Consider the following 21,421-nt stretch of genomic DNA (forward strand, 5'->3'; position numbering starts at 1 on the left):
TGTAGATAATAGACCAAAGCGTTTTTCTGTTTTAAACAAGCAGGGAGGAGGAGCCAAATGAAAAATATACAATCATTTATCAAACAAAGTGATGATTTTCAGTCCATTTTTAATGGGCTAAAGGAAGGGTTAAAAGAACAACTGCTCGCCGGACTATCAGGCTCCGTCAGATCTTTATTTACAGCCGCTATATCAGACGAACTTAAGCGGCCGATGTTTATTGTGACTCACAACTTATATCAAGCGCAGAAGGTCACAGATGATCTTGCCAGTGTGATGTCAGATCGCTCGGTCCTTCTTTATCCTGTGAATGAACTCATTGCTTCAGAAATTGCCGTTGCCAGCCCTGAGCTTAGAGCTCAGCGTCTAGATGTTCTGAACCGGCTGGCGAATGGAGAAAACCCCATTATCGTCACCCCGGCTGCTGCGGTGCGTAGAATGCTTCCGCCAGTTGAGCTCTGGAAGGAGAGTCAGATCCATTTAAAGCTTGGTGAAGAAATTGATTTGGAGGCGTTTTCAAAACAACTTGTACAAATCGGTTATGACCGGACGTCGATGGTTGCTGCGCCCGGAGATTTTAGTGTGCGCGGAGGAATCATTGATATTTATTCGTTAACGGAAGATCATCCAATTCGTATTGAGCTGTTTGATACTGAAGTAGATTCAATTCGAACGTTCCACTCGGATACACAGCGTTCATTAGAAACACTTCAAGAGATTAAAATCGGTCCCGCAAAAGAGCTGATTGTGAGAGGGCCTGAACGAGTGAGAGCCATTGAACAGCTTGATCAAGGACTTGCGAAGAGCTTAAAGAAATTCAACTCAGACCAGCAAAAAGAATTGCTGCATCAACATATTTCTGCTGATCGAGAGAAGCTGCTAGAAGGAATCGTGACACAGGAAATGACGAAGTACCTGTCCTATTTCTATGAAAAACCTGCTAGTTTGCTAGATTACACTTCACAGGATACGATTATTATTTTAGATGAAATTAGCAGAATTCAGGAGATGGAAGAACAGCTTGAGCAGGAAGAAGCTGATTGGACAATTAGTCTGCTTGAAGAAGGCAACATCCTTCATGATTTATCTCTTTCTTTTCCGTTCCAACAACTAATCAATCAGCAATCGCGGTCGATTCTGTACTACTCCTTGTTCCTGAGACATGTCCAGCAGACAAATCCGCAAAATATCGTCAATGTATCGAGTAAGCAAATGCAGAATTTCCACGGGCAGATGAATGTGCTCGCAAGTGAAATTGAACGCTACAAAAAACAACAATACACGGTTGTCTTCTTAGGTGCGGATGAAGAGCGTACAGACAAATTGTCTTCTGTCTTACATGATTATGACATTGAAGCTGCTCTTGCCAAGCCGGACGCAGAGCTTGTAAGCGGACAGGTGTATATTTTACAAGGTGAGCTACAAACAGGCTTTGAACTGCCGTTATCGAAAATTGCCGTGATCACAGAAGGCGAGCTCTTCAAAAAACGTGTGAAGAAGCAGGCACGTAAGCAAAAGCTGACCAATGCAGAGCGAATTAAGAGCTATTCCGAGCTTCAAGTCGGCGATTATGTGGTGCACATTAACCACGGGATCGGTAAGTATTTAGGAATTGAAACGCTTGAAATCGGCGGCATTCATAAAGATTATTTAAATATTCATTATCAAGGAAGCGACAAGCTTTATGTACCGGTTGAACAAATTGATCAGGTGCAGAAGTATGTTGGATCAGAAGGTAAAGAACCAAAGCTGTACAAACTAGGCGGCAGCGATTGGAAACGTGTGAAGAAAAAAGTGGAGTCATCTGTACAGGACATCGCAGATGATCTCATTAAGCTGTACGCAGAACGTGAGGCAAGTAAAGGGTATGCCTTCTCGCCTGATCATGAGATGCAGCGCCAGTTCGAATCAGCGTTCCCTTACCAGGAAACAGATGATCAAATCCGTTCGATTCATGAAATCAAACAAGACATGGAGCGGGAGCGTCCTATGGATCGCCTGCTTTGTGGAGATGTGGGATATGGAAAAACAGAAGTGGCGATTCGAGCCGCCTTCAAAGCAATTGCTGACGGGAAGCAAGTTGCTCTGCTTGTGCCGACAACCATCTTAGCGCAGCAGCATTTTGACACGATTATGGACCGATTCCAAGACTATCCTGTCAAAATTGCTCAGCTGAGCCGTTTCCGTACAAGAAAAGAAACAACCGAAACGTTAAAAGGCTTGAAAAATGGAACGATAGATATGGTGATCGGCACACACCGTTTGCTTTCGAAAGATATTGTCTATAAGGACTTAGGTCTGTTGATTATTGATGAAGAGCAGCGTTTTGGTGTGACGCATAAAGAGAAAATTAAACAGATGAAAGCCAATATCGATGTTCTGACATTAACGGCTACGCCAATTCCGCGTACGCTGCATATGTCTATGCTTGGCGTACGGGATTTATCGGTTATTGAAACACCGCCTGAAAACCGTTTCCCTGTTCAAACCTATGTGGTCGAGTACAATGGCGCTTTAGTCAGAGAAGCGATAGAGCGAGAACTAGCACGTGGTGGTCAAGTGTACTTCCTGTACAACCGTGTCGAGGATATTGAACGCAAAGCAGATGAAATCTCTATGCTAGTTCCAGATGCGAAAGTCAGCTATGCACATGGGAAAATGAGTGAGAACGAGCTGGAATCAGTGATGATCAATTTCCTTGAAGGTGAATCAGATGTATTGGTCAGTACCACCATCATCGAAACGGGAGTCGATATTCCGAATGTGAACACGCTCATCGTTCACGATGCGGATAAAATGGGGCTTTCTCAGCTGTACCAGCTAAGAGGACGAGTAGGACGCTCGAATCGTGTCGCATATGCTTATTTCACGTATCGAAAAGATAAAGTTCTGTCTGAAGTAGCAGAGAAGAGACTTCAAGCTATTAAAGAATTCACAGAGCTCGGGTCAGGATTTAAAATTGCGATGCGTGATTTAACGATTCGAGGAGCAGGAAATTTACTTGGTGCACAGCAGCATGGATTCATTGATTCTGTTGGATTCGACCTCTATTCCCAAATGCTGAAAGAAGCCATTGAAGAAAGAAGAGGCGATACAACGGCTCAAGATAAATTCGAACCGGAAATCGATCTACAAATCGATGCTTATATCCCTGACACTTACATTTCGGATGGAAAGCAAAAGATCGAGATGTATAAACAGTTCAGAGCGATTGGATCAATTGAAGAGCGAAAAGAGCTTCAAGATGAAATGATCGACCGATTCGGTGAATATCCGCAAGAAGTGGCGGATTTGTTCACAATTGCGACGATGAAAGTATACGCAGTGCAGGAACGTGTCGAATTGATCAAGATGGAGAAAGGCATTGTCAGACTCACCCTTGAAGAGCAAGCAAGCAGTGACATCGACGGTCAAAAATTATTTGCACTTGGCAGTAAATATGGCCGTGATATTGGCCTAGGAATGGAAGGCAGCAAGCTAATTATTTCTGTCCAGACGAAAGGTAAGAAGACGGAGGAATGGCTTGACATCGTTCTGAATATGCTACGAGGTCTTCAAGATGTGAAAAAGGAAACCATTCCATCTTCATAAAAATTTGTTTGTCTCTCGTGTATATTACGTTTGATGTGACGGATACTAATCTCAGGGTCAAGTGGTGAATGTTGCATAAAGTGGACGCTTTTGTTCCATTCACCCAACACATCATCAAACGAAAGAGAGGCAGCAGTGAATGAAAGCAACTGGAATTGTACGCCGCATCGATGATCTAGGTAGAGTGGTTATTCCGAAGGAGATTCGCAGAACATTGCGCATCCGGGAAGGAGATCCACTTGAGATTTTCGTCGACCGCGATGGAGAAGTAATTTTGAAGAAATATTCGCCGATTAGTGAGCTAGGAGACTTTGCGAAGGAATATGCTGATGCATTATTCGACAGTTTGGGTCATTCCATTCTGATTTGTGATCGAGATACGTATATTGCTGTATCCGGCAGTTCGAAAAAAGAGTACTTAAATAAATCCATCAGTGATTTACTTGAACGAACAATGGACCAGCGTAATTCTGTATTAGAAGAAAGCAAAAAAGAAATTCAACTTGTCGATGGTATTGATGATGACGTATCTGCTTATACCATTGCACCTATTGTTGCAAACGGAGATCCGATTGGCGCCGTCGTCTTATTTTCTAAAGAGCGTTCAATGGGGGAAGTGGAGCATAAAGCGGCAGAAACGGCAGCTGGCTTCTTAGCCCGTCAAATGGAACACTAGGTCTAATAATTGTATATCATTTTGATAAAACAAAAGAATGCCGATGAAATCATTTTGATTTTGTCGGCGTTTTTTATATGGAATGAAACAAAACGAGGAATGTGCCGTCTACTCCTTAGAAAGAAACGGCTTTTCATTCACGTATGATATAATGAGTGCGTTTAACTGTAGATCCATTTTTAAAGGAGTCATCCATGAAAAATGCTGTGAATCAGCCGCATTGGCTTTTCCAAGGTGCGGTGATTTTGACCATCGCAGGCTTGTTATCAAAGATATTAAGTGCCGTTTATCGTGTTCCGTTCCAGAACATCGTAGGAGACACTGGGTTTTATATTTATCAGCAAGTGTACCCCTTCCTTGGTATTGCAATCATGCTCGGCACCACAGGGTTTCCTGTCATGGTGTCCAAGCTTCTAAGTGACCATGGGGAAGAGAATCGACAGATCATTACACGGGTATCCTTGGTCTATATCACCTTACTGAGCCTAGTCTTATTTCTTTGTCTTTACATAGGAGCAGGCAGAATTGCGAGCCTTATGGCGGACAGTCAATTGATCCTGCTTATCCAAATGAGTGCTTTCGTGTTTTTATTTCTGCCGCTTACCGTGATGCTGAGAGGCGTTTTTCAGAGTGACGGTATGATGCTTCCAACGGCTGTTTCTCAATTGGTTGAGCAGCTCATCAGGGTAGGCGTCCTGCTTGTTTTATCCTTCTATTTCGTCAAGCATGGCTATTCGCTTTATGAAACAGGGGCGGGTGCAGTTTTCTCTTCCATAGCGGGAAGTGCGACCTCGCTTATACTGCTTCTTTTTCTTTGGCTGACTTACCGAAAACAGTCTTCTACACGTATGGCAGTCAAGCAGGCGACACTTCGGAAAAAGGATGTTTTGAAGAGTTTGGTGCTGTATACATTGACGATTTGTGTCAGCGGACTGCTCATTTTATGGATGCAAATGATTGATGCTTTTCATCTGTATGCGTTGCTGCGCAGTGAGGGACTGAGTGAAGCCGCGGCAAAGGCGGCAAAAGGTGTGTATGACCGAGGGCAGCCGTTTTTACAGCTAGGGACAGTGTTTGCCATTAGCATCGGGACTTCTCTTGTGCCATTTTTATCAGCGGCCATGAGGAATGGAGAGCATGAAGTGATCAGGCAAAAAGTACGGACATCGTTTAAAACCACGTTGGTTTTAGGGATTGGTTCAGCAGTTGGGCTGATTTGTATTCTTTCGTCAGTTAATACAATGCTTTTTCGTAATGATTTAGGAACCGATGCGCTGCAAATATTCTGTATTTCCATCGCATTTACATCGATTGCGATTACGCAAGCAGCTTTACTTCAAGGGCTCGGGCATACTGTGTATCCGGCTGTTGTGGTACTGCTCAGTGTGCTGGTGAAGTGGATACTTACGCTTGCACTGGTCCCGCTATTTGGCATCTACGGTGCCGCATGGTCAACCGTGTGCGGTTTTCTTGCTGCCGCTCTGCTCAATGCCGTTTATTTGAAACATAAAGGGTGGATTTCGTTGAGAGAGCTGTTCCCAGTGAAAATTCTTTTATCAGCCGCTTTCATGGCCATTGTCTTAATAGGGTATCAGGCGCTGTTTTCTTGGGTCATTCCCTTTGAAAAACGTCCTTTTTCCGTTTTAGAGAGCCTGACGTCAGTTTTTATTGGTGGTTTCGCCTTTTTATATAGTATTCTTAAGCTAGAAGTATTTACGGACGAGGAATGGAGACTCATTCCATTAGGAGAAAAGATTTTATATTTTAAACAGATGAGAGGGAATCAAAATGGCAGGTAAGATTACCGTCGTCGGTCTTGGGGCAGGCGACATGGATCAGCTGACGCTCGGTGTTTACAAGCAGCTGAAGCAGGCGAAAGAAGTATTTATGAGAACGCAGGACCATCCGCTGACCGCAGAGTTGATGCAGGAGGTTCCATCGCTGACCTTTTTTGATGAGATTTATGAAAAGCACGATCAGTTTGATTCGGTCTATCAGGAAATCACAGAAATTTTATTTACAGAGGCTGCTGAAAAGGAGATTGTGTACGCAGTACCAGGTCACCCATTTGTCGCAGAAAAGACCGTCCAGCTATTAGTTTCTCAGCAGCAAGAGCGCGGGATTGAGGTGTCTGTTGCAGGTGGACAAAGCTTTTTAGATGCGACGTTTAACTCTTTGCAGATCGACCCAATCGAGGGATTCCAATTCGTTGACGCAGGAGATATGAGAGCGGACGATCTGAAATTGACCCAGCATGTCCTTATTTGTCAGGTATATGATCAGATCACCGCTTCGAATGTGAAACTCACGCTGATGGAAAAGCTTCCAGACGATTTTGAAGTCTATATTGTGACTGCGGCTGGAAGCAGCCTGGAACAGATTACTGCCGTTCCTTTATTTGAACTTGATCGAGATGTGTCGATAAATAACTTAACAAGTGTTTATGTACCTCCGATTCAAGATGAAAAGCTGCTTTATCAACAATTTGACACCTTCCGTGACGTCATCCGTACATTAAGAGGTCCGGGCGGCTGTCCATGGGATCAAAAACAAACCAATGAGTCACTGAAACCCTATTTAATTGAAGAATGCTATGAACTGCTTGAAGCGATAGATGAAGATGATCCAGACCATATGGTGGAAGAGCTCGGAGATGTGATGCTGCAGGTGTTACTTCATGCTCAAATCGGTGAAGATGACGGCTTTTTCTCAATTGATGATGTCATCCAGCATGTCACAGAAAAAATGATTCGTAGACATCCCCATGTGTTTGGCGACACAAATGTTTCTGAAGCAGAAGAGGTGGTCGTCAACTGGGAAAAAATCAAGCAGCAGGAGAAACCGGAGCGGGCAGCCTCCATGTTGCAATCCATCCCGGCGACGCTTCCAGCACTAACAAAGGCATATAAGCTCCAAAAGAAAGCCGCCAAAGTAGGCTTTGATTGGACAGATGTGAAAGATATTTGGAACAAATACGAAGAAGAAAAGCAGGAATTTCTCGTTGAAGTGGCAGACAAGCCGGACGAAAGTGCAACGAAGCAGATGAAAGATGAATTTGGAGATCTTTTGTTTGTTCTCGTCAACATTGGCAGGTTCTATCAGCTAGAGCCTGAAACGGCGCTCGCTTCCGCCAACACAAAATTCATGCGACGTTTTCAGCATATCGAACAAAAAGCAAAGGACATGGGACGTTCATTAGAGGATTTAACGCTAGAGGAAATGGACGATCTATGGAACGATGCCAAACGTATAGAAAGAGGTGAGTAAACATGAGATTAGATAAATTTTTAAAAGTGTCTCGTTTAATAAAAAGAAGAACATTGGCAAAAGAAGTCGCTGATCAAGGCAGAATTTCTATTAACGGCACACAGGCGAAAGCCAGCTCTGACGTGAAAGAAGGAGACGAGCTTAAAATCCGTTTTGGTCAAAAACTAGTGACGGTTCAAGTGAACGAGTTAAAGGACACAACGAAAAAAGAAGAAGCCGCTGGCATGTATACTGTGCTAAAAGAAGAAAAAACAGCGGAATAGGGCTTGTTCTAAATGATCCTCCTGTCACATACAATGCAGTAACAATGCAAGTATGAGATATGGGGGATGTATAAATGAATCAATATTATAATCAACCTCAAGGCACGAAGCTGTCATCAGAAGCGGAACACAATATCACAATGCGAAACAGAAAGCATTTAGATATTACCGGCGTCAAACAGGTGGAAAGCTTTGATAATGAAGAATTTCTGCTTGAGACGGTCATGGGGATTCTCGCTATCCGTGGAGAAAATCTGCAAATGAAAAACCTAGACGTCGAAAAAGGCGTTGTGTCGATTAAAGGACGTGTCTTTGACTTAATTTATGTAGATGAGCAGCACGGGGAGAAAGCTAAAGGATTTTTTAGCAAGCTGTTTAAATGACGCTGACAGTCCAGTTTTATACGATGCTTTCGATGGTAGCGATGGGCATCTGGCTGGGCGCATCGCTTGATACGTACAAGCTGTTTGTGAATCGGGAAAAGACAGCAAAATGGCTTTTGATCATACACGATCTCCTTTTTTGGCTGGTACAGGGACTCTTATTCTTTTATGTTCTGCTGCTGACAAATGAGGGAGAATTCAGGGTTTATATCTTTCTAGCTGTTGCACTAGGTTTCTCGATGTATCAGGCATTGATGAAACAGCTGTATATGAATATTCTCAAGTTTATGGTGATGTGTGTGTATCAAGCCGCTCTCATCTTGAAACGGCTGGTCAAGTCCATCGTCTTCCAGCCAATCCGCTGGCTGATGACCTTAATCATAAGTGCTATTATGTTCTTGCTCCACTTGCTCTTACGTCTTGTTCATTTTACGTTTCGGCTCGTGTGGAAGGTGCTGTCCATTGTTTGTTATCCGCTCATCTGGTTACTTAATGTGACCATCATTCATCGGATTCCCGAAAAATGGCGAACATCAATGAGATTGTTTTTCTCTAAAGGAGCAGGAATTTTACAAGGGACCAAGAAATTATCTGGTACCATCAAAACGAAATGGAAACAATTCTGGACAAAGTAAGAGAGGAGGCCTTCAACCTTGAACAAGAGAAAAAGAAATATCGCACAAATTCAAAATGATTATCAAAAACAAATGGAACAGCAAGCACAGCGCTTAAAACGCAAACGCCGTGGACTCCTAAGAAGGCTTACCGTGTTTGGTGTGATCGTGCTCATGTTTGCTGTCTTGGTGACAAGTGCCCTCTGGTCGCAATCGTCTTCATTAAAGGAAAAAGAAGAGAAGAAGGTTGCACTCGAAAAAGAATTGAAGCAATTACAAACAAAGCAGGAAGATATTTCTGATGAAATTAAAAAGCTGAAAAGCAAGGAATACGTACTCGAACTGGCACGACGGGACTATTATATGTCCAAAAAAGGCGAAAAAATCTTTGATGTGGGCAATAAGAGCGATTAGCCTTGTTGACACTTAAAATTCAGTTTATGTATAATTGAACAAATGAGATTTTTTTATAAGTCTAAGGAGGAGCACTTTTTTTATGTCGATTGAAGTTGGCAGCAAGTTACAAGGGAAAGTTACGGGCATTACAAATTTTGGAGCTTTTGTGGAGTTGCCAGGCGGTTCAACTGGTCTCGTTCATATCAGTGAGGTAGCCGATAACTATGTAAAAGATATTAATGAGCATTTAAAAGTCGGTGAACAAGTTGAAGTGAAAGTGATTAACGTTGAAAAAGACGGTAAAATCGGCTTGTCCATTAAAAAAGCAAAAGATCGTCCTCAACAACAACAATCAAGACCGAGCAGAAATGATTTCCGTCCGAAGGAATCGTTTGAGCAAAAAATGAACAAATTCTTAAAAGATAGTGAAGACCGCTTAACATCTTTAAAACGTAACACGGAATCAAAACGTGGGGGACGCGGAGCAAGAAGAGGTTAACTTGTTGCTGCTTTCTATATATCTTTCACAACAAAGCACCTGCTGACCGCAGGTGCTTTTTATCTTGATCCATACGACATTTTTTGAGATTTCGTCATTTAATTTAAAACTTCCTATTGACGGACAAGCGATTCCTTTGTATTATAGATCTTGTGCTTCTTAGCGCATTTTCATTATGGCGGTGTAGCTCAGCTGGCTAGAGCGTACGGTTCATACCCGTGAGGTCGGGGGTTCGATCCCCTCCGCCGCTATCCTTTTGATTAGAACATAAAAGCAAGGCCCGTTGGTCAAGCGGTTAAGACACCGCCCTTTCACGGCGGTAACACGGGTTCGAATCCCGTACGGGTCATCTTCGAAAACAGCCTTCCTTAGGAAAGCTGTTTTTTTGTGTCTTCGTAAAATTCTGATGAAAGACATCGACTTTCATGAAAGTATGCCTCTTTGACGAATAAAGCGTCGAACGTTTTATGGAAACGACAACTTCTTTTGACAAAATTTCTTTTTCACCTTCGCTATAATGACAAGCAACGAATATCAGGTGGGGGATGAAAAGATGGAAAAACTAGAAAGAAGAACTGATTTAACAGGAGCGGGGTTTGAAAGAATCAGTACAGGGTTAAAAAAGATGAAAAACCTGTTTCTTCATCATACGCATTCTCTTTTTTTCTATAAAGGGTTTATTTATGTCGTTCTTGGTTTTTTATTAGGACGAGCCTTTATATTATCTGAAATTATGCCGTTTGCTCTGCCTTTCTTTGGCTCCATGCTGCTTATCAAAAGAGATAAGTCCATGCTCGCTTGTCTCGCTTTACTTGCTGGAGCTATGACGATATCACCTCAAAATGCATTGTTTGTGTTTGCGTCGCTGATCGTATTCCTTCTGATGTCCAAGGTGGTTTCTTTCATCATCAAAGACCCAGTGAAAACATTGCCGGTTGTCATTGTGCTGTCAATGCTGATCACCAGAGGAGCATTTGTTTACCTAGAGCAAGGTGCTGTGCAAAGCTACGATTACGTCATGGCGGGTGTCGAAGCAGGACTTGCTTTCATTTTGACACTGATTTTCCTTCAAAGCCTGCCGATTTTTACAGTCAGAAAAATCAAACACTCCTTAAAGGTTGAAGAAATTATTTGTTTTATGATTTTGATTGCCTCAGTTTTAACAGGTCTGGCCGGGATCACATTTCAAGGAATGCAGGCAGAACATATTTTGTCACGATATGTAGTGCTGAGCTTTGCTTTTATTGGAGGAGCGAGTATTGGTTGTACAGTGGGTGTCGTCACTGGATTAATTCTTGGTCTCGCTAATATCGGAAACCTTTATCAGATGAGTCTTCTTGCCTTTTCAGGTTTATTAGGGGGATTGCTGAAAGAGGGGAAGAAAGCAGGAGCAGCCATTGGCTTAATTGTGGGTTCCTTACTTATTTCCTTGTACGGAGAAGGATCAGCAGGACTCATAACCACGCTATATGAATCATTGATTGCGGTTGCGCTCTTCTTGCTCACGCCACAATCAGTGACCTCTAAGGTAGCGAAATATATTCCTGGTACGGTAGAGCATGTACAGGAACAGCAGCAATACGCCCGGAAAGTACGAGATGTGACAGCAAAAAAGGTAGACCAATTTTCTAATGTATTTCATGCGCTGTCTGAGAGTTTTGCGACATTTTACGAATCCATTCCTGAAGAAAAGAAACAGGAAGAGGATGTAGATCTTTTTTTAAGTACGATCACAGAACGATCCTGTCAAACGTGCTATAAGAAAAATAAATGCTGGGTGCAGAACTTTGATACAACCTATGAACTGATGAAACAAGTTATGCATGAATCTGATGAAAAAACCTACGAGCAAAACCGGAAATTGAAGAAGAAATTTAGCCAGCACTGCTCAAAATCAAAACATGTCGAGGAATTGATTGAAGAGGAGATCGCTTACTATAAAGCCAATCAGACCCTGAAGAAAAAGGTCCAAGACAGCAGACGACTGGTAGCTGAACAACTGATGGGCGTTTCACAAGTGATGGAGGATTTTTCCCGGGAAATAAAACGGGAAAGAGAACAGCATTTTATTCAAGAAGAGCAGATGATAGAAGCACTTCAACACTTTGGAATTGAAATTCAGCAAGTAGAAATTTATAGCTTAGAGCAGGGGAATGTCGATATTGAAATGAGAATCCCATATTGCCAAGGGCATGGTGAATGTGAAAAAATCATCGCCCCTATGCTCTCAGATATTTTAGAAGAACAGATTTTAGTCAAAGCAGAGCAGTGTGCAGAGCACCCAACAGGCTATTGCCACGTTGTATTTGGTTCTGCAAAATCATATCGAGTGGCTACAGGCGTAGCGCATGCAGCAAAAGGCGGAGGATTAGTGTCTGGAGACAGCTACAGTATGATGGAGCTGGGTGCGGGCAAATATGCCGCAGCTATTAGTGATGGAATGGGCAATGGAGCAAGGGCTCATTTTGAAAGCAATGAAACGATTAAGCTGTTAGAAAAAATATTGGCATCAGGTATCAATGAAAAAGTAGCGATCAAAACCATTAATAGTATTTTATCTTTACGAACGACTGATGAAATCTATTCAACATTAGATTTATCCATTATTGATTTACAGGATGCGAGCTGTAAGTTCCTCAAGATTGGTTCAACACCCAGCTTTATTAAACGGGGTGATCAGGTGATGAAGGTACAAGCAAGCAACTTACCGATTGGAATTATTGATGAATTTGAAGTGGAGGTTGTGAGTGAACAGATGAAGGCAGGAGATCTGCTGATTATGATGAGTGATGGCATTTTCGAAGGACCAAAGCATATTGAAAATCATGATCTCTGGGTGAAGCGCAAAATGAAAAGCTTTAAAACAGAAGATCCGCAAGAGATTGCTGATTTATTAATGGAAGAGGTCATTCGAACAAGATCGGGTCAAATTGACGACGATATGACGGTTGTTGTCATCAGGCTTGATCACAATACTCCAAAATGGGCATCCATTCCGACGGGTACATTCTATCTTGAGAAACAAGAGATTTCTTGAAATATCGTATAATATGAAATTCTTCTGGCGATGATGGGGATATAAAGCATTCAGTTACGATCCCAGGAGGAATGAAGATGCGAAAAGGTCACGTAAACCAAATCTTATTGATTACAGATGGCTGCTCAAATCACGGGGAAGATCCACTTGCGATTGCCTCATTGGCAAAGGAACAAGGGATTACAGTCAATGTCATTGGCATTATGGAGGAAAACAGACACGATCATGAAGCAATGAAAGAAGTTGAGGGGATTGCTCTAGCAGGCGGAGGCATTCATCAAGTTGTCTACGTCCAGCAGTTATCTCAAACGGTACAAATGGTCACAAAAAAAGCGATGACACAAACCTTACAAGGTGTTGTGAATAAAGAATTGCAGCAAATACTTGGCAAAGATACTGAAATAGAAGAGCTTCCGCCTGATAAGCGCGGGGAAGTGATGGAAGTAGTCGATGAGTTAGGAGAGACAGTTCACCTTCAAGTACTTGTGCTTGTTGATACAAGTGCAAGTATGAAACCGAAGCTGCCGACCGTTAAAGAAGCACTCATTGATCTTTCCATTAGTTTAAATTCAAGAATTGGTGAAAATCAGTTTGGGATGTGTATATTTCCCGGGAAAAACTCAGATGCTGAAATTGTGTTGAATTGGACGCCTCGATTCGATTCACTATCATCTATTTTCCCGAAACTGACCACAGGAGGAATCACTCCAACTGGACCAGCGCTTCGAGAAGCGCTCCAGCATTTCAAATCAGTTCGTTCGCGTAAAGGGCTGCTTGAAGCAAAGGAAGAGCATGATGAATTCGGCTTCTAACATTCCGTTAGGCACGGTGATTCAAGGGAAATGGCATCACCATCATTACCGCATTGTAAAAGAGCTAGGAAAAGGGGCGAACGGTATTGTCTATCTAGCCGAATCGCCAAATGGTCAAGTAGCCCTTAAAGTGAGTGATGACAGTATGCTCATTGCATCTGAAGTCAATGTATTAAAATCCTTTTCTAAGGCTCCTGTGAAAACCATGGGGCCTTCTTTTTATGATATGGATGATGCGATTTATCCCGGCATGCTTCAAAAGCGTTCCTTTTATGTGATGGAGTATGTCAGAGGCCCATTACTGCTGGAATTTGTCAAACAAAAAGGTGATGAGTGGATCGTCGTTTTAATGGTTCAGCTTTTATCTAATTTGGCTCATTTACATCAAGAAGGGTGGATATTTGGTGACTTGAAGCCAGATAATCTCATCGTGTCAGGTCCCCCGGCCGCGATTCGGTGCATTGATGTAGGGGGAACGACAAAAGCGGGCAGGGCAATCAAGGAATATACAGAGTTTTTTGATCGAGGCTATTGGGGATTCGGCACAAGAAAGGCAGAGCCATCCTATGATCTATTTGCCTTAAGCATGGTAATGGTGAATTGTGCGTATAAGAAAGAATTCAAAAAAGGGGCAGAACCAGAAAAGCAGCTTTACAGAGCCATTGAAGGACATCCTTTATTAAAGCAATATGAGAGGGTGTTAAAGGCTGCTCTACAAGGTAAATATCAATCAGCGGCGGCTATGAAGAGTGCGATGCTGAAAGAAGGACAGCTGATCGCTTCAAGAAAAGAAAAGAAGCAACAGAAAAAAAACGGGCAAAAGCCCGCTGTTCAACAAAATCAACATGTGACTTCACGATCGAGAGTTGCAGCAGCAAAAAGAACACAAGTACGCAAAAAATCGGGTGGGCTTTTTGAAACTATTCTTATCGTGTGCAGTGTACTTGCTCTTTACTGTGCATATGTAGTTTTGTTCCTGCTATAGACCTGTAAAAAAGCAGGCTTCATCTTTGCTTGGAGCTACTGAAAGTGATAGGATATGTATATCTTTAAATTACCTGCTCTTTGTGAGGAGGAAGTTGTGAATAGAATTGAATCATTTTTGAAAAAACATGATGTTTACCTTGAAAATACGACAGTCATTGTCGGGGTTTCTGGCGGACCAGATTCCATGCTTTTACTGCACGAACTAAACAAACGTCGCAAAGATTCCTTTCAGCTGATTGCAGCCCATGTAGATCACATGTTCAGAGGAGAAGAATCTTTTGCTGATTTGGCATTTGTTGAGGCACACTGCAAGGAGCAAGAAATTCCTTTTGAATCGGCCCGCATACAAGTTGCCCAATATGCAAAAGAAAACCACTTAAACAAACAGGCAGCTGCAAGAGAGTGCAGATATGCTTTCTTTCGTCAATTGATGGAGCAATACAACGCTCAATTTATAGCGCTTGCACATCATGGGGACGACCAAGTAGAAACAATGATGATGAGGCTTGTGAGAGGGACAGTTGGAATAGGGCTCGCAGGTATCCAAGCAAAACGTCCTTATCAAGGTGGATGGCTGATTCGGCCGCTCATTGGATATTCCAAGGATGACGTGCTGACCGCTTGTGAAAAAGAACATATCCCCTATGTCATTGATCAAAGCAATCACACAGATGACTACTTGAGAAACCGGGTAAGAAGACACATTCTTCCCGTGTTAAAAGAAGAGGCACCTCATGTACATGAAAGCTTTCAGTTTGTAAGTGATATGCTGACTGAAGATGAGCAATACTTGCAGGCATTAACAAAGGAACAAATGAACCAAGTGATAACGAATCAATCGCCTAAGCAAATTAAGATCAAAACGAAGCCTTTGCTTGACCTGCCTTTGCCTTTACAAAGAAGAGGCATTCAACTAATATTAAACTATCTTTATGAAAACACTCAATCAGCGTTTTCAAACCAGCATATTCTAGGGACTTTGGACTGGTTATCTCATACCGAACAACCGTCTGGATCATTAGATTTGCCAAAAGGTTTACAAGCTGTCAAGTCTTATGATTACTGTATGTTTACCTTTGAACGATCGCTTGTACTAGACCAGTCTTATGCTCTTCACTTAAAGGGCGAACTTGGAGAGAAGCTTTTCCTTCCAAATGGGCAGTCTATTGTGGTATCAAATCATGTTCCGGAGGATGCACGGAACGGAAACCATTTTTTCTTGCTTCAAAAAGATCATGTTCGTTTCCCTTTGATCATTCGCTCACGAAAAAATGGTGATCGAATTAAACTTAAAGGGATGAATGGATCAAAAAAGGTGAAGGATATATTTATTGATAAAAAAGTGCCTCTTGCAGAAAGAGACAGCTGGCCGATCGTCACTGACTCGGATCATCAAATCATCTGGATCCCAGGTCTGAAAAAATCCGTTTTTGAAGAAATTGATATGACAAACAGCGATCTCATTGTATTACAATATAGACAGCATGAAAATTTGTAGGGGGCAAGCAAAAGCATGAAACAAGATATTGAAAAGGTTTTGATCTCAGAAGAAGAGATCCAGCAAAAAGTGAAGGAACTGGGTGCAACATTAACCAGCGATTATGATGGTAAATTTCCCCTGGCTATTGGTGTATTGAAAGGGGCTCTTCCATTTATGGCAGACCTGATCAAACACATTGATACATATTTAGAACTTGATTTTATGGATGTATCTAGCTACGGAAAATCTACCGTATCTTCAGGAGAAGTAAAGATCATTAAAGATCTAGATACTTCTGTTGAAGGAAGAGATATTTTAATTATGGAAGATATCATCGACAGTGGGTTAACTTTGAGCTATCTGGTAGAGCTTTTCCGATACCGTAAAGCAAACTCCATAAAAATTGTGACATTGCTTGATAAACCAAGCGGTCGTAAAGCAGACATCAAAGCAGATTATGTTGGATTTGAAGTGCCAGATGCATTTGTTGTCGGCTATGGATTGGATTTCGCTGAACGTTACCGAAACCTCCCGTATATTGGAGTGTTAAAACCATCTGTTTACGAAGGCTAATCAGCATACGTATACATGAGGTTATTGGTTGTATTGGAATGATTTTCTATGATACTATTGAACATAGTTGTGCTTACTGTGGGAGGAGGTAAGGAATGAATCGGGTTTTTCGTAATACGATTTTTTATATACTTATTTTATTACTTGTGATAGGGGTAGTCAGTTGGTTAGGATCCCCTAATCAAAAGCCTGAGAACATGTCTTACAGCAAATTTTCGCAAAATCTAAGTGCGGGAAAAGTGGAGAGTATCTCCATTCAGCCTGTAAGAGGGGTTTATGAAATTCGTGGTCAATTAGATGGCGCGAAGAAAGATGAATACTTCATTACCCATGTTCCAGATGGTCAAGGTGTTGACCAGATTTACAGTGCACTGAAGAATACAGATGTAAAAGTAGAACCCGCACCTGAAACAAATGGATGGCTGCAAGTTTTGACAACCATCATTCCGTTCATCATCATCTTTATCCTGTTCTTCTTCTTATTGAACCAAGCTCAGGGCGGTGGAAGCCGTGTTATGAACTTTGGTAAAAGTAAGGCGAAGCTTTACACAGAAGAGAAGAAACGTGTGAAATTTAAAGATGTTGCCGGTGCAGATGAAGAAAAGCAAGAGCTTGTAGAAGTGGTTGAATTCCTGAAGGATCCACGTAAATTTGCGGAGCTTGGCGCAAGAATTCCTAAAGGGGTTTTACTAGTAGGACCTCCAGGTACAGGTAAAACATTACTTGCGAGAGCATCTGCAGGAGAAGCAGGCGTTCCTTTCTTCAGCATCAGTGGTTCTGACTTCGTCGAGATGTTCGTCGGTGTCGGTGCATCACGTGTACGTGATTTATTCGAAAATGCGAAAAAGAATGCACCATGCTTGATCTTTATTGATGAGATTGATGCAGTGGGTCGTCAGCGTGGAGCCGGTCTTGGCGGTGGTCATGACGAGCGTGAACAAACGCTTAACCAGCTTCTTGTTGAAATGGATGGTTTTAGTGCGAACGAAGGTATTATTATCATCGCTGCGACGAACCGTGCAGATATCCTAGATCCTGCATTGCTGCGTCCGGGACGCTTTGACCGTCAAATTACGGTTGACCGCCCAGATGTCATTGGCCGTGAAGAAGTACTGAAGGTTCATGCGAAAAACAAACCGCTTGATGATACAGTGAACTTGAAAGCCATTGCAAGCAGAACACCTGGGTTCTCTGGAGCAGATCTTGAGAACTTACTAAACGAAGCAGCACTTGTTGCTGCCCGTCATAACAAAAAGAAAATTGATATGCGTGATATCGACGAAGCGACTGATCGTGTCATCGCTGGGCCGGCGAAGAAAAGCCGCGTCATTTCGAAGAAAGAACGTAATATCGTGGCTTACCATGAAGCAGGTCATACCGTCATTGGTCTTATCCTAGACGAAGCGGACATGGTGCATAAAGTAACGATCGTTCCTCGTGGTCAGGCAGGCGGATATGCGGTCATGCTTCCAAGAGAAGACCGTTATTTCCAAACGAAGCCAGAGCTTCTTGATAAAATTGTCGGCTTGCTCGGCGGTCGTGTTGCAGAGGAAATTACGTTTGGTGAAGTAAGCACAGGCGCTCACAACGACTTCCAGCGTGCAACAGGCATTGCAAGAAAAATGGTTACTGAGTTCGGTATGTCTGATAAGCTTGGTCCGCTTCAGTTCGGTCAAGCACAAGGTGGTCAAGTGTTCCTAGGCCGTGATTTTAACAACGAGCCGAATTATAGTGAAGCCATTGCTTACGAGATTGACCAAGAAATTCAGCGTTTCATCAAGGACAGCTATGAACGTGCGAAACAAATTCTCACTGAGAACAAAGATAAGCTAGAAATTATCGCACAAGCCCTTCTAGAAGTTGAAACATTAGATGCTGAACAAATTAAATCTCTTTACGAAACTGGAAAGCTTCCAGAGCGTGTATACGCAGATGACGAAGAGAAGAATGATGATGTGAAAGTGAACATCAAGAAAAAAGAAGAAGATGAGGAGATCTAATCTCCCTCTGTGAAAGCTGCCGGGATCACCGGCAGCTTTTTTTATTTCAATTCCTGAATGGATCGGTTTCGAATTGTTTACAAATAGAACTCAATTCGTGTATGGTATGATAGAAAGTCGAAAAATGCTCTTTTTGAGAAACTATTCAAAGTGGTGATGAAGTTGTTACTCGTGATAGATGTAGGGAACACAAATACCGTTTTAGGTGTTTATCATAATGGCGAACTAAACTACCATTGGCGAATTGAAACAAGCCGTCATAAAACAGAAGATGAATTTGGTATGGCCATCAGGTCTTTATTTGATTATGTCGGGCTAATGTTTGACCAAATAGAAGGAATTATCATCTCGTCTGTTGTCCCGCCAATGATGTTTGCATTAGAAAGAATGTGCGAGAAGTACTTTCACATAACTCCCCAAATTGTAGGGCCTGGAATGAAGACTGGATTAAACATTATGTGTGACAATCCAAAGGAAGTCGGGGCTGATCGAATTGTGAATGCAGTAGCGGCGATTCACCTTTATGGGGCACCTCTCATTGTCGTAGATTTCGGTACAGCGACAACCTACTGTTATATCAATGAACAAAAACAATACATGGGTGGGGCGATTGCACCTGGTATTACCATCTCAACAGAGGCTTTATATACAAGAGCAGCAAAACTGCCGAGAATTGAAATTGTCCGTCCAGAACACATTGTTGGAAAAAACACCATCAGTGCGATGCAATCCGGCATCCTTTATGGATATGTTGGGCAAGTCGAGGGAATAGTGAAACGGATGAAGCAGCAAGCGAAACAAACACCGAAAGTCATTGCAACAGGCGGTTTGTCGACATTGATTGGAAATGAATCAGATTGCATTGATGTTGTCGATCCGTTCTTAACATTAAAAGGACTTCAACTCATTTATGAACGTAATCGTGTCGGTGTACTATAGGAGGTTTAAAATCGAATGGATTACTTAGTTAAAGCGTTAGCATATGACGGAAAAGTCCGAGCATATGCTGCAAACACAACAGATACAATCAATGAAGCACAAAGAAGACACCATACATGGCCAACAGCATCAGCAGCGATTGGCAGAACTATGACTGCTACAGTCATGATGGGTGCTATGCTGAAAGGCGAAAATAAGCTAACGGTCAAAATTGAAGGCGGTGGACCAATCGGTGCCATCATTGCTGATGGAAACGCAAAGGGCCAAGTGCGCGGATATGTCTCAAACCCACAAGTCCACTTTGACTTAAATGAACATGGCAAGCTGGATGTTAGACGTGCAGTCGGGACATCTGGAACGTTAAGTGTTGTGAAAGATATCGGACTGAAAGATCACTTTACAGGACAAACGGAGATCGTCTCAGGTGAAATTGGAGATGACTTCACTTATTATCTTGTCTCTTCTGAGCAAGTGCCTTCCTCTGTAGGTGTGGGGGTTCTCGTCAATCCAGATAACTCGATTCTCGCAGCTGGCGGTTTCATCATTCAATTGCTGCCTGGAACAGAAGATGCTGTCATTGAAAGATTAGAAAAGCGGCTCTCAACCATTGAACCCATTTCTAAACTCATTGAAAAAGGGATGACACCAGAAGAAATTTTAGAAGAAGTACTCGGAGAAAAACCTCAAATTTTAGAAACTGTACCTGTCGAATTTTCTTGTAACTGCTCAAAAGAACGTTTTGCTAATGGCATTATCAGCCTAGGGAAAGCCGAAATTGACGATATGATTGAACAAGAAGGACAAGCAGAAGCTCAATGCCATTTTTGTAACGAAACGTATGTATTTACAAAAGAAGAGCTAGAGGAGCTACGTGAAGAAATAACCCGCTAAGCTCTAAGCAGCGGGTTTTCTTTTTAGAATGGAAAGGAGACGAAAGATGAGACTGAAAGCAAGAGTGGTATGGACATTTATTCTCGTGTTGCTTATGATCAATGCCGTTGTCATTGCATATGTATTAACAAAGTCGCAAATGTCACAGGCTTCTTCAAACGGGAAGAGCGGTGAAGAAATTGCGTCGATTGGAAAAGAGAAGGTGACACGTCAAGAATGGTTAAAGAAGATGGAAGACCGCTATGGAAAGGCAACACTTGAGCAAATGATTAATCAGAAAGTGGTTAATCAGCTTGCGAAAGAAAACAAGCTTGAGGTGTCCTCAAAAGAAATCAATCGTGAATTGCTGATGCTTAAGGCGGTATCTAATAATTTCTACGAAGATGGACATACGAGTGAAAAGGACTGGACAGAACAGATTCGTTATCAAATTTTATTAGAGCAGCTTTTAACGAGAGATGCTGTCGTTTCTGAAAAAGAAGCGAAATCCTTTTATGAAAAAAACAAGGACTTATATCAATATGATGATTCATACCGTATTCGTCATATCGTCGTGAAGACAAAAGGTGAAGCTGAAAATGTTTTGAAGGATCTGAAAGGCGGATCTAGCTTCGAGGCGGTGGCAGCTGAACGCTCCATTGACCGCTACACGTCTCCATATGGCGGAGATCTTGGGTTTGTGACGGAAGAACAAGAAAGTATCCCGGCCCTATACATACAGGAAGCTCAAAAGCTTCAGCCAGATGAATGGACAAAAGAACCGATCGAGACCAAAAACGGGTATGCCATTATTCAATTGAAAGAAAAATTAGATGGCCGCTCCTTCTCGTATGAAGAAGTCAAAAATCAGATCAAAAGGCAGATTGCCATGGAAGATCTAGGTGAAAAGGCAAATGTCAAAACTCTGTGGAAAGAAGCAAAAGTCACATGGTTTTACGATGGCGAGCAGGACTAAAAGCATTGACAAAATTTTTCGAAATTGATAATTTAATATTAATACAATAAAATTACTC

General features: G+C 42.2%; 18 protein-coding genes and 2 tRNA genes. All 20 read left to right on the top strand.

The window, feature by feature from the left end; translation table 11 throughout:
- Positions 1 to 57: 57 nt before the first annotated feature.
- The 20 genes from mfd to MHI16_RS00440 all read left to right on the top strand — a co-directional run bounded on the left by mfd (position 58) and on the right by MHI16_RS00440 (position 21,363).
- Positions 58 to 3,591: a transcription-repair coupling factor gene (mfd, locus tag MHI16_RS00345; protein ID WP_058015841.1), complete on the top strand. Its 3,534-nt coding sequence runs from the start codon at positions 58 to 60 to the stop codon at positions 3,589 to 3,591.
- Positions 3,592 to 3,730: 139 nt separating this feature from the next.
- The gene (gene spoVT / locus MHI16_RS00350) at positions 3,731 to 4,267 is read left to right on the top strand and encodes a stage V sporulation protein T (RefSeq protein ID WP_003217990.1); all 537 of its coding nucleotides are present in this window, start codon (positions 3,731 to 3,733) and stop codon (positions 4,265 to 4,267) included.
- A 194-nt stretch (positions 4,268 to 4,461) separates the two neighbouring features.
- Positions 4,462 to 6,066: a polysaccharide biosynthesis protein gene (locus MHI16_RS00355; protein ID WP_058015842.1), complete on the top strand. Its 1,605-nt coding sequence runs from the start codon at positions 4,462 to 4,464 to the stop codon at positions 6,064 to 6,066.
- Positions 6,056 to 7,534 carry a nucleoside triphosphate pyrophosphohydrolase gene (gene mazG, locus MHI16_RS00360; protein WP_061406495.1) on the top strand — a complete coding sequence of 493 codons (1,479 nt, stop codon included), beginning with the start codon at positions 6,056 to 6,058 and terminating at the stop codon, positions 7,532 to 7,534. Before MHI16_RS00355 ends, mazG begins: the two co-directional genes overlap by 11 nt.
- A 2-nt stretch (positions 7,535 to 7,536) precedes the next feature.
- Positions 7,537 to 7,797 carry an RNA-binding S4 domain-containing protein gene (locus MHI16_RS00365; protein WP_003217975.1) on the top strand — a complete coding sequence of 87 codons (261 nt, stop codon included), beginning with the start codon at positions 7,537 to 7,539 and terminating at the stop codon, positions 7,795 to 7,797.
- Between the two features lie 74 nt (positions 7,798 to 7,871).
- On the top strand, positions 7,872 to 8,180 hold the full coding sequence (gene yabP / locus MHI16_RS00370) for a sporulation protein YabP (RefSeq protein WP_003217974.1): 309 nt from the start codon (positions 7,872 to 7,874) through the stop codon (positions 8,178 to 8,180).
- Complete coding sequence (yabQ, locus tag MHI16_RS00375; RefSeq protein ID WP_061406497.1) at positions 8,177 to 8,815, top strand: spore cortex biosynthesis protein YabQ; 639 nt, start codon at positions 8,177 to 8,179, stop codon at positions 8,813 to 8,815. Before yabP ends, yabQ begins: the two co-directional genes overlap by 4 nt.
- A gap of 18 nt (positions 8,816 to 8,833) precedes the next feature.
- Positions 8,834 to 9,208: a septum formation initiator family protein gene (locus tag MHI16_RS00380; protein ID WP_003217952.1), complete on the top strand. Its 375-nt coding sequence runs from the start codon at positions 8,834 to 8,836 to the stop codon at positions 9,206 to 9,208.
- A gap of 82 nt (positions 9,209 to 9,290) precedes the next feature.
- Positions 9,291 to 9,689 (top strand): S1 domain-containing RNA-binding protein, encoded by a 399-nt coding sequence (locus MHI16_RS00385; RefSeq protein WP_003217901.1) that lies wholly within the window; start codon positions 9,291 to 9,293, stop codon positions 9,687 to 9,689.
- Positions 9,690 to 9,866: 177 nt separating this feature from the next.
- Positions 9,867 to 9,940 (top strand) — tRNA-Met (locus MHI16_RS00390).
- A 26-nt stretch (positions 9,941 to 9,966) separates the two neighbouring features.
- Positions 9,967 to 10,038 (top strand) — tRNA-Glu (locus tag MHI16_RS00395).
- Between the two features lie 204 nt (positions 10,039 to 10,242).
- Complete coding sequence (gene spoIIE, locus MHI16_RS00400) at positions 10,243 to 12,726, top strand: stage II sporulation protein E (RefSeq protein ID WP_058015845.1); 2,484 nt, start codon at positions 10,243 to 10,245, stop codon at positions 12,724 to 12,726.
- A gap of 77 nt (positions 12,727 to 12,803) precedes the next feature.
- A complete protein-coding gene (locus tag MHI16_RS00405) occupies positions 12,804 to 13,538 on the top strand; it encodes a VWA domain-containing protein (protein WP_003217969.1) in 735 nt (244 codons plus the stop codon).
- Positions 13,522 to 14,523 (top strand): serine/threonine protein kinase, encoded by a 1,002-nt coding sequence (locus MHI16_RS00410; RefSeq protein WP_081042367.1) that lies wholly within the window; start codon positions 13,522 to 13,524, stop codon positions 14,521 to 14,523. Before MHI16_RS00405 ends, MHI16_RS00410 begins: the two co-directional genes overlap by 17 nt.
- Positions 14,524 to 14,619: 96 nt before the next feature.
- Positions 14,620 to 16,023 carry a tRNA lysidine(34) synthetase TilS gene (tilS, locus tag MHI16_RS00415; protein WP_081106415.1) on the top strand — a complete coding sequence of 468 codons (1,404 nt, stop codon included), beginning with the start codon at positions 14,620 to 14,622 and terminating at the stop codon, positions 16,021 to 16,023.
- Positions 16,024 to 16,038: 15 nt separating this feature from the next.
- Positions 16,039 to 16,578, top strand: coding sequence for a hypoxanthine phosphoribosyltransferase (gene hpt, locus MHI16_RS00420; protein WP_003217950.1), 540 nt, complete (start codon positions 16,039 to 16,041; stop codon positions 16,576 to 16,578).
- 95 nt (positions 16,579 to 16,673) lie between these two features.
- On the top strand, positions 16,674 to 18,578 hold the full coding sequence (gene ftsH / locus MHI16_RS00425) for an ATP-dependent zinc metalloprotease FtsH (RefSeq protein ID WP_034620893.1): 1,905 nt from the start codon (positions 16,674 to 16,676) through the stop codon (positions 18,576 to 18,578).
- 162 nt (positions 18,579 to 18,740) lie between these two features.
- A complete protein-coding gene (locus tag MHI16_RS00430) occupies positions 18,741 to 19,517 on the top strand; it encodes a type III pantothenate kinase (protein ID WP_058015848.1) in 777 nt (258 codons plus the stop codon).
- A gap of 15 nt (positions 19,518 to 19,532) precedes the next feature.
- Positions 19,533 to 20,408 carry an Hsp33 family molecular chaperone HslO gene (gene hslO / locus MHI16_RS00435; protein ID WP_058015849.1) on the top strand — a complete coding sequence of 292 codons (876 nt, stop codon included), beginning with the start codon at positions 19,533 to 19,535 and terminating at the stop codon, positions 20,406 to 20,408.
- 52 nt (positions 20,409 to 20,460) lie between these two features.
- A complete protein-coding gene (locus tag MHI16_RS00440; RefSeq protein ID WP_224925996.1) occupies positions 20,461 to 21,363 on the top strand; it encodes a peptidyl-prolyl cis-trans isomerase in 903 nt (300 codons plus the stop codon).
- Positions 21,364 to 21,421 lie beyond the last annotated feature (58 nt).

It is taken from the genome of Bacillus sp. FSL K6-0923 (genome assembly GCF_038630825.1).
In the GTDB taxonomy this organism is placed as follows: Bacteria; Bacillota; Bacilli; order Bacillales; family Bacillaceae; genus Bacillus; species Bacillus pumilus.

Excerpts from the sequence above, each read along its gene's own strand:
- mfd (WP_058015841.1), top strand. The coding sequence starts at position 58 with ATGAAAAATATACAATCATTTATCAAACAAAGTGATGATTTTCAGTCC.
- spoVT (WP_003217990.1), top strand. The coding sequence starts at position 3,731 with ATGAAAGCAACTGGAATTGTACGCCGCATCGATGATCTAGGTAGAGTG.
- MHI16_RS00355 (WP_058015842.1), top strand. The coding sequence starts at position 4,462 with ATGAAAAATGCTGTGAATCAGCCGCATTGGCTTTTCCAAGGTGCGGTG.
- mazG (WP_061406495.1), top strand. The coding sequence starts at position 6,056 with ATGGCAGGTAAGATTACCGTCGTCGGTCTTGGGGCAGGCGACATGGAT.
- MHI16_RS00365 (WP_003217975.1), top strand. The coding sequence starts at position 7,537 with ATGAGATTAGATAAATTTTTAAAAGTGTCTCGTTTAATAAAAAGAAGA.
- yabP (WP_003217974.1), top strand. The coding sequence starts at position 7,872 with ATGAATCAATATTATAATCAACCTCAAGGCACGAAGCTGTCATCAGAA.
- yabQ (WP_061406497.1), top strand. The coding sequence starts at position 8,177 with ATGACGCTGACAGTCCAGTTTTATACGATGCTTTCGATGGTAGCGATG.
- MHI16_RS00385 (WP_003217901.1), top strand. The coding sequence starts at position 9,291 with ATGTCGATTGAAGTTGGCAGCAAGTTACAAGGGAAAGTTACGGGCATT.
- spoIIE (WP_058015845.1), top strand. The coding sequence starts at position 10,243 with ATGGAAAAACTAGAAAGAAGAACTGATTTAACAGGAGCGGGGTTTGAA.
- MHI16_RS00405 (WP_003217969.1), top strand. The coding sequence starts at position 12,804 with ATGCGAAAAGGTCACGTAAACCAAATCTTATTGATTACAGATGGCTGC.
- MHI16_RS00410 (WP_081042367.1), top strand. The coding sequence starts at position 13,522 with ATGAATTCGGCTTCTAACATTCCGTTAGGCACGGTGATTCAAGGGAAA.
- hpt (WP_003217950.1), top strand. The coding sequence starts at position 16,039 with ATGAAACAAGATATTGAAAAGGTTTTGATCTCAGAAGAAGAGATCCAG.
- ftsH (WP_034620893.1), top strand. The coding sequence starts at position 16,674 with ATGAATCGGGTTTTTCGTAATACGATTTTTTATATACTTATTTTATTA.
- hslO (WP_058015849.1), top strand. The coding sequence starts at position 19,533 with ATGGATTACTTAGTTAAAGCGTTAGCATATGACGGAAAAGTCCGAGCA.